Origin of the sequence: Streptomyces graminilatus, assembly GCF_001418565.1 — a bacterium.
Classification (GTDB): domain Bacteria; phylum Actinomycetota; class Actinomycetes; order Streptomycetales; family Streptomycetaceae; genus Streptomyces; species Streptomyces graminilatus.
In genome coordinates this window covers 1-12856 of the sequence record NZ_LIQQ01000001.1, presented here as the reverse complement: position 1 = coordinate 12856, position 12856 = coordinate 1, and the positions used below count along the sequence as shown (strand labels likewise).

6 protein-coding genes are annotated in these 12856 nt (G+C 71.5%); 3 read left to right on the top strand and 3 right to left on the bottom strand.

The genetic code is table 11. The annotated features are described in order from the left end of the window. From AOK08_RS00030 to AOK08_RS00020, 3 genes are all read right to left on the bottom strand, one after another. On the bottom strand, positions 1–2734 hold a 2734-nt coding region (locus tag AOK08_RS00030), incomplete at its 3' end, for a non-ribosomal peptide synthetase (RefSeq protein ID WP_241826737.1). A 676-nt stretch (positions 2735–3410) separates the two neighbouring features. Further along, entirely contained in the window at positions 3411–4079 is a 669-nt protein-coding gene (locus AOK08_RS00025) for a response regulator transcription factor (protein WP_338400104.1), read from the bottom strand. A 761-nt stretch (positions 4080–4840) separates the two neighbouring features. After that, positions 4841–6451, bottom strand: coding sequence for an alpha/beta hydrolase (locus AOK08_RS00020; RefSeq protein ID WP_055522345.1), 1611 nt, complete (start codon positions 6449–6451; stop codon positions 4841–4843). A 282-nt stretch (positions 6452–6733) separates the two neighbouring features. Here AOK08_RS00020 and AOK08_RS00015 point away from each other — a divergent pair, with 282 nt between their 5' ends. From AOK08_RS00015 to AOK08_RS00005, 3 genes are all read left to right on the top strand, one after another. Beyond that, a complete protein-coding gene (locus AOK08_RS00015; protein ID WP_422125710.1) occupies positions 6734–8347 on the top strand; it encodes an acyl-CoA carboxylase subunit beta in 1614 nt (537 codons plus the stop codon). 75 nt (positions 8348–8422) lie between these two features. Continuing rightward, positions 8423–10234, top strand: coding sequence for a fatty acyl-AMP ligase (locus tag AOK08_RS00010; protein WP_055522343.1), 1812 nt, complete (start codon positions 8423–8425; stop codon positions 10232–10234). A 2-nt stretch (positions 10235–10236) separates the two neighbouring features. After that, positions 10237–12856, top strand: a 2620-nt coding sequence (locus tag AOK08_RS00005) for a type I polyketide synthase (RefSeq protein WP_055522341.1), incomplete at its 3' end; no start/stop codon positions are given.

The window sequence follows — 12856 nt, the reverse complement described above, 5'->3', positions numbered from 1 at the left end:
CCGCGCGCAGGACCGACTGGAAGACGGCCACGTGGTTCGGGCCCATCAGGGTGTAGTGCTCGCCGGGCACGTCGAGGTAGCGGACGTCCGGGCAGTGCTCGTCCCACCGGCTCAGCTCGTTCCTCAGCCAGTCCTCCTTGGTGCCGCGCAGCGGTATCGCGTAGAAGACGGACATCGAACGGACCGAACCACTGGGCGCGTAGGTGCGGCCCAGGTCCGTGAGCCCGTCGGCGAGCGTGGCCCAGGCGGTGAACTTCTCCAGGGTGAGGTCGAGTTCGGCGAGCCGGGCCTTCGGCGCGATGTCGATGAAGTGTGCGAGCTGCTCCTCGCGGGAGAGACGGCGCAACTGCCCCGGCAGGTCCAGGGACTGCTTCTTGTCGATGAGCGCGAGGAAGAACGCCAGGTTGGCGGCGGTCTCGACGAAGTCCAGTTCGTTCATCCGGTACTTGATGTGCGGGGGCAGGTTGAAGCTGCCGACGAAGTCGACCCGTTCGCCCTGGCTCTCCAGCACCTTGGCGATCTCGAAGGCCACCGCGCCGCCGTAGGAGTACCCCGCGACGGCGTACGGTCCGTGCGGCTGCTTGGCGCGGATCGCCTCGACGTAGGTGTCGACCATCTCCTCGAAGCTCTCGAAGGGCTTCTCGCCCGGGTTGAAGCCACGGGCCCGCAGCGCGTAGAACGGCCGGTCGCCCACGAAGTACTTGGCGAGGTTGACGAAGACGAGGACCTCACCGACGCCCGGGTGGACACAGAACAGCGGAGTCTTGTCGCCGGCGCTCTGCATCGGGACGATCGGGTCGTACGGCCGCACGGTCGCCGCGTCCTCGCCCAGCCGGGCGGCCAGTTCACGGACGGTGGGGGCCATCAGTACGGTGATGATCTGGAGGTCGTGCGCGCCGAGCCGCCGGGCCACCATGCTGCGCAGCCGCAGGATGTCCAGCGAAGTGCCGCCCAGGTCGAAGAAGTTGGCGGTGGCGCTGAGCTTCTCCGGGGCGGTGTCGAACAGTTCGGCGTAGATCCCGGCGAGGATCCGCTCGGTGTCCCCCTCGGGGGCGGTGTATCCGCCGAGCCGGCGCAGGACCAGGTCGGCGACGGACCGGATGACCGGCTCGTAGGCGCCCGCCTCCAGCTTGCGGCGCATGAGGGAGCGCTGGATCTTGCCCAGGCTGGTCTTCGGGAAGGCGTCCTTGGGCAGCGGCAGGATCAGCGCGGGGCGGAAGCCCCAGTGCATGACGACACCGGAGCGCACGGCGGACAGCACCCGGTACAGGGCGAGTTCGTCGCCGTCCTCGGTCTCCGGGTGGAAGGCGACGACGAGTTGCTCGGTGTCGCTGCCCGGGGCGCGGGTCGGGAACGCGGCGACATAGGAGCGGGCGACGCCGTCCAGCTCCTCCAGCAGGGTCTCGATCTCGTGGCTGAAGTAGTTGACGCCATTGACGATGACGCTGTCCTTGCTGCGGCCGACGAGGGTGAGCCGGCCCTCGTCGAGCCGGCCGAGGTCGCCGCTGCGGAACCAGCCGTCCGCGGTGAAGGCGTCCCGGGTCGCCTGCTCGTTGTTGTGGTAGCCCGGGGTGATCATGGGTCCGGTGAGCTGGAGTTCACCGGTCTCGCCCGCGCCCAGCTCCCGGTCGTGCTCGTCGGCGATGCGCAGCCGCAGCCCCTCGACGGGGGTGCCCAGGCCGGCGAACTCCTTGCCCTGGTCGGCGGCCGGGAACGCCTGGGAGTAGACGGAGCCGGCGCAGGTCTCCGTCATCCCGAAGGCCGGCCACAGGGCGTCGGGGCGCAGTCCGTGGGGAGCGAAGAGCCGCAGGAAGGTTTCTCCGGTGGTGCGGACCACAGCCTCGCCGCCGCTGATGATGTGGCGCAGCCGGGACAGGTCGACGGGCCCGGTCTCCTCCAGCCGGTCGGCGGACGTGTTGAGCAGGCCGAGCAGGAAGTTGGGGGTGAAGGTCATGGTGACGCCGTGCCGGGAGACCAGCCGCAGGAACTCCAGGGGTTCCCCGAGGACCACGGAGGCCTCGACGTGCAGTTGGGTGGAGCCCGTGGACAGGGGCAGCAGATGGCACTCCAGGAGGGCGGCCACGTGGTCGAAGGAGACCCAGTTGAGGGAGACGTCGTCGGGGCCGAGCCGGTGGTGGCCGTTCTTGGCGGCCATGGAAGCGAGCAGGTTGGCGTGGGTGAGCCGGACGGCCTTGGAGTTGCCGGTGGAGCCCGAGGTCAGCACCAGCAGCGCGGTGTCCTCCGGCGCCGCCCGGTGGAGCGGGCCGGCGGGGCCGTCGGCGTACAGGCTCGACAGCGGGGTGACGCCGAGGCCCTCCACGGGCGGCAGTTCGGCCGCGAGGCTCTCGGTGGTGACGATCAGCGGCCGGTCGAGGAGGGTGTTGACATGGCCGAGCTGGACCGCCCAGCGCTCGGGGTCGCCGCCCAGGGGTGCCATCGGGACGGGGACGAAGCCGCCCAGCAGACAGGCCCAGAAGGCGGGCAGGAATTCCCGCGGGCGTTCCAGGAGCAGGACGACCTTGTCCTGCGGGGCGAGTCCGAGGCCGCGCAGGCCGGTGAGCACCCTGCGGGCCTCGTTGACGAGTTCGGGGTAGGACTGGAACCGTGAGCCGTCGGAGCCGGCCGCGCCTTGCTGGTGGAGGAGACCGGACCGTGGGTGGTGCTCGGCGGCCCGCAGGAGGAGGTCCGCGATGCTCCGGGTCGATGAAACGGCCGTGGTCATGTCCGTGGTCATGTCAGTGCCCTCTCTTCTCGCTCGCGAGGAAACGCGCACCACGGGCGGTGGCCTGGCGTCACCGGGTGACGCCCGCGCCGGCCGCGTGGCGGGCGACCGCGTGTCTGTGGTCGGGAAGGAAGCGTCAGCGCGGTGCGGTACCGGGGTCGTGCGGTGTTCCCGCGAAGGCGGAATCCGAGGTGGACGAACAGCGCGACACGCGACTCCCTGGCTCCCGGCACTGATGACTGAGTGGTCGACCGCGTCCCTGCCGCCCGGGGAATTCCGGTGCGCGGGGCCTTGACAACCAGCCTCTGTGAGGCGGGTCTCCGGTTGCAACAGGCCTGGGTTCAGGGCTTCGTCAGGTTTCACAAATCCGCGCGCGGCTGTGTGTGCTCCGGCTCAGCTCCATGTCAGAGAAATGCCAGATGCCCAGGTCGGACGAGGGTGGTGGGCAAAGCGCGCACCGGGCCACCGGACGGCCGGCGGAGCGCCGGTGTCATGGGCAGCGCTCGGGGGCGGGGCGGCACTCCACCCCGCCCCAAGGCGATTTCCGGTTCCTTTTCTGTCGGCCGAACGAAATATCACCCGTCAGTTGTTCACCCGTCAGTTGTCCACCGGCCAGTTGTGGACCCTCGGCAACCGGTCGGCGAAACAATTCGAGCGCTGCTGCCGCACCGGGTGATCCATTCGGAATTCAGCCGTTGCCGAGCCTGAAGCCGACTCCCCGGATGGTGATGATCCAGTCACTGGCGCCCAGCTTGTTTCGCAGACTGCTGACATGTGTGTCAACAGTCCGCCGGGACCAGGAATCCCCCCACACCTGCTGCATGAGCCGATTTCGTGGAATCACACTGCCCGGATGGGAGGCCAGCACATGCAGCAGATCGAATTCCTTGCGGGTGACAATGACAGGACGTCCGTACAGGCTCACCTCGCGGGAGCCGGCGTCGATCCTGAGCGGACCGTGCGAAATGACGTCGGCGGGCCGGGGCGTGGGCCGGGCCCGCCGCATCACCGCCTGCATACGGGCCATCAGTTCCCGGAATCCGTACGGCTTGACCATGTAGTCGTCCGCCCCGGCCTGGAGGCCGAGGACCCGGTCCAGCTCGGTGCCCCGGGCGGTGACGGCGATGATGGGAATGTCGGACACGGTCCTGATGGCCCGGCAGACCTCAAGACCGTCCAGGTCGGGCAGTTCCAGATCGATCAGGACGAGATCGGCGAGCCCGTACACCTGGAGCGCCACACCGCCCCGCTCGACCACGTCCACTTCGTGTCCATGCCGGCGCAGGCCATGGAACAGGGATTCCGCGTATTGGGCGTCGCCCTCCACCACGAGGACCCGCCATGCCTCGGCCGCCATCGCCGGTGGCATGACCGCCGTGCCGGTTCCCGTGGTGATCCCGGTATTTGTCAGAACTGGTGGTTCCGGTGCACGCTGACTCATCGTCCCCCCAAGACTTGTCCGGCTCTCAAGGCCCTCGACCGGGCAGGGCCACAGAACTCGGCGAGTCTAAAAACCCCTCCTTCGGACTGTCAAAGATCCGTGGCGTAAACGAGCTATCCCGAACTGGGCAATCGGAATTTTGACCTCCGATTGCGGACCGCCTGCGAACACCGGGCGAACCGGAACTCCGGCCTGCGTCGATCCGGCCATTCGGGACGGCCGCGACCGGCGATTCGTCATCTCCCGGCCGGTCGTCCCGCCCAATGGGACGGATGTCCCGAAGATCGCGGTGCACCTCCTCCGGGTCCGTGAACGAGGGCAATCGCGCCGCACCTCTGCCGCTGGCCGGAATCGGGTGGTCAACGGCGTGCGAGGGTTGCCCGCTCTTCTGTGCGCCATGACCTTGTCGCCGGCCGGCCGAGCCCCGGGAAGAGTTATTCGGACCCCAGAAAGGCCGAAAAGAGGCGCGAACACGAATGTGCCCAGCGAACGCGGAAGTTCCCCCGCGCGAGAAATGCTGCTCAGCCGTCATTTCAACAGGATGACGGAATATTGCGAATTCTTTGCGCGGGTCCGGGGGCGTCGCCGTCATTCGGCGTGACACCGCGGCCCCTGGCATGCGGAAGGGCGCCCGGCGGACACCGGACGCCCTTCACGTGTACCGCGTGGTCTCACACTCAGCCGCGGAAGCCGATCAACCTGTGCAGGGTGTCGCCGTCCGACACCGCGGCGGGCGCGTCGGACCCGTCGCTCAGCGCCGACTTCGCCGGCTGGGCCGCCGCCGGCTTCGGGTCGGGGGTCTTCCGGCAGACCGCGTCGGCCACCCCGCTGCCGCGCGGCACCGTGCCGTCGGTCAGGTACTTCACCAGGTACTTGTCCAGGCAGGCGTTCCCGCTCAGCGAGATGCCGTGGTTGCCGCCGCCCTGCTCGACCACCAGGCTGGAGTGCTTGAGCAGCCGGTGCACGGTGACGCCGCCCTGGTACGGGGTGGCCGCGTCGTTCGTCGCCTGGAAGAGCAGCACCGGAGGCAGTCTGTCGTTGGCGACACTCACCGGCTTCAGCGACTTCGTGGGCCAGAAGGCGCACGGCGCGTTGTACCAGGCGTTGTTCCAGGCCATGAAGGGTGCCTTCTTGTACACCGTCCAGTTGTCCTTGCGCCACTGGTTCCAGTCGCGCGGCCAGGACACGTCACGGCACTGCACGGCGGCGTAGACGCTGTAGCCGTTGTCCCCGGACGCGTCGATCGCCGCCATGCTCTGGTACGCCTTGACCAGCGGGCCGGTCTTCCCGCTGTTGGCGTAGGCGGCGAACGCGCCGGCCAGGGTGGGCCAGTAGCCGTTGTAGTAGCCGCCGGGGATGAAGGTGTCCTCCAGCTCCGAGGCGCCCACCTTGCCGCCCGCGGGCTTCTTGGCCAGCTCGCCGCGCATCGCGTACCACCGGGCCTCGACCTTGGCCGGGTCGGTGCCGAGCTTGTACGTCGCGTTGTACTTGGCGATCCACGCCATGAGCGCCTTCTGGCGGGCGTCGAAGGCGTAGTCCTGCGAGATGTTGGCGTCGTACCAGACCCCGTCGGGGTCGACGATCGAGTCCAGCACCAGTCGGCGCACCTCGCCCGGGAAGAGCTTGGCGTAGACCTGGCCCAGGTAGGTGCCGTACGAGTACCCGAAGTAGTTGATCTTCTTGGCGCCGAGGGACTTGCGGATCGAGTCCATGTCCTTCACGGCGCTGATCGTGTCGATGTACGGCAGCAGGTCCGCGTACTTCCGGCCGCAGGCCACGGCGAAGGCCTTGGCGCGGTCCAGGTTGGCCTTCTCGATCGCCGGGGTGCTGGGCACGCTGTCGGGGCGCACCGGGTCGAAGTGGCCCGGCCTGCAGTCGAGGGCGGGCCTGCTCGCACCCACGCCGCGCGGGTCGAAGCCGATGACGTCGTACTGGGCCGCGACCGCCTTGGGCAGCGAGGACGCGACGAAGGAGGCGAGGGACAGTCCGCTGCCGCCGGGGCCACCGGGGTTGACCAGCAGGGGGCCCTGGTACTTCGTCGCGGTGTGCGGGACCCGCGACAGAGCGAGAGTTATCTGCCGGCCTCGCGGCTTGGCGTAGTCGAGCGGCACCTTCAGCGTCCCGCACTGGAGGGTCGGCGTGGCGTCGGTGCCGCACTTCTTCCAGGTGACCCGGGCCACCTGGGCGGAGATCGGGGACTGCGTCATGGCGGCCTCGGCCGGGACGGCCGTCAGGCTCCCGGCCAGTACCACGGTCGCGCCGAAGAACACGGCTGTGCTTCTTCTCATGAACTTCTTTCGGAGAGCGGGGGGTCACAGAGGATCGCGCGCACGAGCGGGATCCTGGCCCTATCCATACCTGAAGCCCGAACACGGGAGCGGGAACCACGCGAAGATTTGGCAGTCCCTTGATCCACGAGGGGCACCTGCCGGGCACCGGGCGGTCGCCGTCCGCTTGTAGTCCGTCTATGAACGCGGGCCCCGGGTCACTCAACAACTTCACATTGGCGGCGGAAAAGCGGACCGCATCCCGCTGAACTGCCATGCTCACAAGCCCCGACGGAGGTGGCTGTGACCTCGATTGCGGAAACCCTGGGATCGTCCGCGCCCGCCGCGCGCACCACGGCGGAGCGGCTCGCGGACCTCGCCGCCCGGCACGAGCGGGCCCTGTCCGGCGGCTCCGAGGCGGCCGTCGCCCGGCAGGCCGCCCGAGGCAGGCTCACGGCCCGCGAACGCGTCGCCCGGTTACTCGACCCGGGATCCTTCGTCGAGACCGGCGCCCTGGTGTGCTCCCGCACCGCCGACGGCGCGGGCACCGAGGCGTACGGCGACGGTGTGGTCACCGGCTACGGCACCGTCGGCGGACGCCAGGTGTGCGTCTTCTCGCAGGACGCCACCGTCCACGGCGGCAGCATGGGCGAGGCGTTCGGCGAGAAGGTCGTCCGGACGATGGACCTGGCCCTGAGCACCGGGTGCCCGATCATCGGCCTCAACGACTCGGGCGGCGCCCGCATCCAGGAGGGCGTGGCCTCGCTCGCCCTCTACGCCGAACTGGCCCGCCGCAACGTCATGGCGTCGGGCGTCATCCCGCAGATCTCCGTGATCATGGGCCCGTGCGCGGGCGGCGCCGCCTACTCGCCCGCCATCACCGACTTCACCGTCATGGTCGACGGCACCTCCCACATGTTCGTCACCGGCCCGGACGTCATCGAGGCCGTGACCGGCGAACGTACGACGGCCGAGGAACTCGGCGGCGCCCGTACCAGCAACTCCGGGAACGGCAACGCCCATTTCCTCGCCGAGGACGAGGACGACGCCCTCGACCTCGTCCGGGTGCTGCTCGCCTATCTCCCCGCCAACAACCGCGAGAGCCCGCCCGAATACGCCTTCGACCCGCGGGCCCTCGAACCCACCCCCGACGACCTGCGGCTGGACACCGTCGTCCCCGACCGGCCCGAGGCCGCGTACGACATGCGCGAGATCCTGCGGACCGTCGTCGACGACGGTGAACTGCTCCAGGTGCACGAGCTGTTCGCCCCCAACATCATCTGCGCCCTGGCCCGGATCGAGGGCCGCTCCGTCGGTGTCGTCGCCAACCAGCCGATGCACACAGCCGGTGTGCTCGACATCGACGCCTCCGAGAAGGCCGCGCGCTTCGTCCGCTTCTGCGACGCGTTCGGCATCCCGCTGCTGACCTTCGCCGACGTCCCCGGCTATCTCTCCGGCACCCACCAGGAGCAGGCCGGGATCATCCGGCGCGGCGCCAAACTGCTCTACGCCTACGCCGAGGCCACCGTGCCCAGGGTCACCGTCGTGGTCCGCAAGGCCTACGGCGGGGGATACGCCGTCATGGGCTCCAAACACCTCGGAGCCGACGTCAACCTCGCCTGGCCCACCGCCAGGATCGCCGTGATGGGCGCCGAGGGCGCGGTCAGCGTGCTGCACCGCCGTGAACTCGCGGCGGCGGCGGCCGTCGGCGAACAGGCCGTGGCGGAGCTGAGAGCGAAGCTCATCGAGGAGTACGACACGGCCTGGGCCACCCCCTACGCGGCCGCCGCCCGCGGCTACATCGACGCCGTCATCACCCCCAGCACCACCCGGGCACACCTCACCAGGGCCCTGCGCACACTGCGCGGCAAACGTGCCGCCGTCCCCGACCGGCGGCACGGCAACATCCCGCTGTGAGTGAGGCGAAGCCACAGCCGGCCGTAATCACCTTCCCCCGACCGGGACCAGACCAGTGACGTGAGGAGCTCCCCCATGCCCGCGCACGCCCTGCCGCACGCCCCTGGCAGAACCCCCGCAGCACCCGAACACCTGGCCACCCTGCCCGCCCATCTCGCGCACTGGGCCCACCACAGTCCCACCCGCCGCGCGTTCACCTTCGCCGACCACACCGCGCCCGGTCTGTCCGGCAGCCTCCGTACGCTCACCTGGCAGCGCCTCGACCTGCGTACCCGCGCGGTCGCCGCGTGCCTCGCCGAGACCCTGGCACCCGGCGAACGCGTCGCGCTGCTCTGCCCCCAGGGCACCGACTACGTCGTCGGTTTCCTCGCCGCGCTCAGGGCCGGCATCGTCGCCGTCCCCCTGTTCACCCCGGACCTGTCCGGACACGCCGACCGCCTCGCCGGGGTCCTGGCCGACGCGCAGCCGGCCGCCGTGCTCACCACCAGCGGCGCGGCGGGCTCCGTACGCGGCTTCCTCGACGCCCACGACCTGGGGCCCCGAGTGATCGTCACCGACCTCGTCCCCGACGACCGGGCGGGCGACCCGCTGCCACCCGTACCGGACGAACAGACCACCGCCTACCTCCAGTACACGTCCGGATCCACCCGCTTCCCCACCGGCGTCGAGATCACGCACGCCAACGTCGTCGCCAACGCCCGCCAGGCGCTCACCGCCTACGGATCCGGCACCCCCCTCGCCACCACGGTCGGCTGGCTGCCGCTCTACCACGACATGGGGCTGGTGCTCAGCATCGCCGTTCCCGTCGTCGGCGGACTGCTGTCCGTCCTCATGGACCCCGTCGCCTTCCTGCGGCGGCCCGCCCGCTGGCTGCGCCTGCTCTCCGACCACCCGGGCGTACTCACCGCGGCGCCGAACTTCGCCTACGACTACTGCGCGGCCGTCGTCACCGACGAGGACAAGGCCGGCCTGCGGCTGGACCGGGTCGCCGTGTTCGCCAACGGCAGCGAACCCGTACGGCCCGAGACCGCCGACCGCTTCCACGCGGCCTTCGCCGGACAGGGCCTGTCCGCCGACGCCCACTGCCCGTCGTACGGGCTCGCCGAGGCCACCGTCTTCGTCAGCGCCCACCGGCCCGGACAGCCACTGCGCAGATACGCCCTGGACCGGGAGGCACTGGCGGCCGGCAAGGCCCTGCCCGTCGCCGCCGACGAACCCGCCGCGATCCAGCTCGCCGCCTGCGGTGAACCCGTGGGGCAGCAGGTGCGCATCGTCGACCCCGTCACCGGGGTCCTCCTGCCGCCGGGGGAGGTGGGCGAGATCTGGGTCCAGGGACCCAACATCGGGCGCGGCTACGCGGGCAGAGAGACGCAGACCCGGGAGACCTTCCACGCCCGCCTGGGCCGGCTGTCCGGTCGCTGGATGCGCACCGGCGACCTCGGGACGACGCTCGACGGGCAGCTCCTGGTCACCGGCCGACTCAAGGACCTGATCATCGTGGACGGCCGCAACCACTACCCGCAGGACGTCGAGGTCACCGCGCAGGCCGCCCACCGGGCGATACGCCCGGACCGCCTCGCCGCCTTCGCTGTCGCCGCGCAGCACACGCCCGGCGGCGCGGCGGCCGGGGGCATCATCGCCGCCGAGCGCGCGGTGGTCGTCGCCGAGCACACCCGGGACCTGTCCCCGCAGGCCCGCGACCGCGACGAGGTCGCCGCCGCCGTGCGCGCCGCCGTCTCCGCCCGGCACGGCCTGCGTCTTGCCGACATCCTGCTCGTCCCGCCCGGGGCCGTGCCCCGCACCTCCAGCGGCAAGGTGTCCCGCGCGCTGACCCGCTCGCACTATCTCGACGGACTCTACGACACCTACGCGCGGGGCACGGCATGAGCATGAGCACGCACCCGGCCGACCCCGCCGGCCTGCGACGGCTGGTCGTCGAGCGGATCGCCCACTGGATCGGGGTGCCCGGCACGGACATCGCGCCGGACCGGCCGCTGGCCGAACTCGGCATGTCCTCCCGGGACGCGGTCGCCATCGCCGGCGAACTGGCCGACGCCCTCGGCCGTGAACTGCCCGCCACGCTGATGTGGGAGACGCCCACCGTCAACGGGCTGGTCACCCTGCTCAGCGGCGACACCGCCCCCGCCCCGGACCCCGCGCACACTCCCAGGGCCGCCACCGAGGAGGAACCCGTCGCCGTGATCGGCGTCGGCTGCCGCCTCCCCGGCGGGGTACGCGGCCCCGACGACTACTGGCGGCTGCTCGTCGAAGGCGTCGACGCCGTCGGCCAGGTGTCCGAGGAGCGCCGCCGGGACTTCGTCACCCCGCAGCCGCCGGACGCCAGCCCCTGGGGCGGCTACCTCGACGACGCCGCCCTCACCGGATTCGACTCCGCCTTCTTCGGCGTCTCCCCGCGCGAGGCCGACTCGATGGACCCGCAGCAGCGCATGCTGCTGGAGGTCACCCAGGAGGCCCTCGACCACGCCGCGTTACCCGCCGCCTCCCTCGCCGGCACCAACACCGGGGTCTTCGTGGGCGTCTCCGCCCCCGACTACAGCCGGCTCACCGCCGCCGACCCGGCGGCCGTCGACGCCTGGGCGACCACCGGGGGCGCCACCTCGGTCGCGGCGGGCCGACTCAGCTACGTGTACGACCTGCGCGGCCCGAGCGTCGCCGTCGACACCGCCTGCTCCTCCTCCCTCGTCGCCGTCCACCAGGCATGCGTCGCGCTGCGCGGCGGCGACTGCGACACGGCGCTCGCCGGCGGGGCCAACGTGCTGCTCACCCCGGTCGTCACCGTCGCGTTCGGCCGGGCCGGCGCGCTCGCGCCCGACGGCCGGTGCAAGCCGTTCTCCGCCGACGCCGACGGCATCGTCCGCGCCGAGGGCTGCGCCATGGTGGTCCTCAAGCGGTTCAGCGACGCGCTGCGCGACGGCGACCGGGTCCTCGCCGTCATCACGGCCACCGCCGTCAACTCCGACGGCCGCTCCAACGGCCTCACCGCGCCCAACCCGGCGGCCCAGCGCGCCCTGCTGGAGACGGCCTACGCGCGCGCCGACGTCGATCCGTCGACCGTGGACTACGTGGAGGCGCACGGCACGGGCACCCCGCTCGGCGACCCCATCGAGGCGGGCGCGCTGGCCGCCGTCCTGGGCCGTGGCCGCCACCCCGACCAGCCGCTGCTGCTCGGCTCGGCCAAGAGCAACCTCGGCCACCTGGAGGCAGCCGCAGGAGTGACGGGGCTGGTCAAGGCCATCCTCGCACTCCACCACGGCGTTGTCCCCGGCTCGTTGCACGGCGAGCGGCCGGCCCTGGACGACCAGCCGCTGAGGCTCGTCACCGAACCCGAGCCCTGGCCCCGCTACAGCGGCACCGCCACCGCCGGAGTCTCCGCGTTCGGCTTCGGCGGCACCAACGCGCACGCCGTACTGGAGGAGTGGCAGCCCGGCAGGCCCGCCGCCGTACGCATCCCCCTCACCCGCGGCACCGCGACCCTGGTGCAGCTCAGCGACGCCGATCCGGCCCGGGTCCGGCACACCGCCGGCCGGCTCGCGGACTGGCTCGGCACCCCCGACGGGAGCGCCGCCCGGCTCCAGGACGTCGCCCGCACCCTCGCCGGGCGCGCCGGCCGGGGCGCCGCCCGCGCGGCCGTCGTCGCCCCCGACCGCGACGCGCTCAGCGACGCCCTGCGCGCGCTGGCGGCGGGCCGCCCCCATCCGTACGTCAGTACCGGCGACCGGGACCGGCTCGGACCGGGACCGGTGTGGGTCTTCTCCGGCTACGGCACCCAGTGGGCCGCCATGGGCCGTCAACTGCTCGGCTGCGAGCCCGCGTTCGCCGCCGCCGTGGAGAAACTTGACCCGGTGCTCGCGGCCGGGTGCGGCATCTCCCTGCACGAACTGCTCGACGACTGCACGGACGACGACCTGCGCCAGGTGGAGATCGCCCAGCCCCTCCTCTACGGCACCCAGCTGGCGCTGGCCGAACTCTGGCGCTCCTACGGCGTCCGGCCCGCCGCCGTCATCGGGCACTCCATGGGCGAGGTCGCGGCGGCCGTCGTCGCCGGGGCACTCGACGCCGCCGACGGCGCCCGCGTCATCGCCGTACGGTCCCGGCTGCTCGCCACGCTGCGCGGCGGGGCGATGGCGGTGGTTGACCTGACCGACGACGAACTCGGCGACCTGGAGCGGGAGTTCCCCGGAGTGCACCTCGCCGTGCACTCCTCGCCCCGGCAGAAGATCGTCACCGGCGAGGCACCGGCCGTCGCGCGGCTCGTGGAGCATCTCGACGCACAGGGCCGCGCGGCCCGCGCCATGCCCGTCCAGGGCGCCGGGCACTCGCCGCAGGTCGACCCGCTGCTGCCCGAGCTGACGGCCCGGCTGGGCGGCATCCAGGGCCGCGCCGACTCCGCCGTGCGCATCTACTCCACCGTCCACGAAGACCCCACCCACCCCTGTGCCTTCGACGCGGCGCAGGTTCTCCGCCCAGTGCGCCGCGTCGAAGGCACAG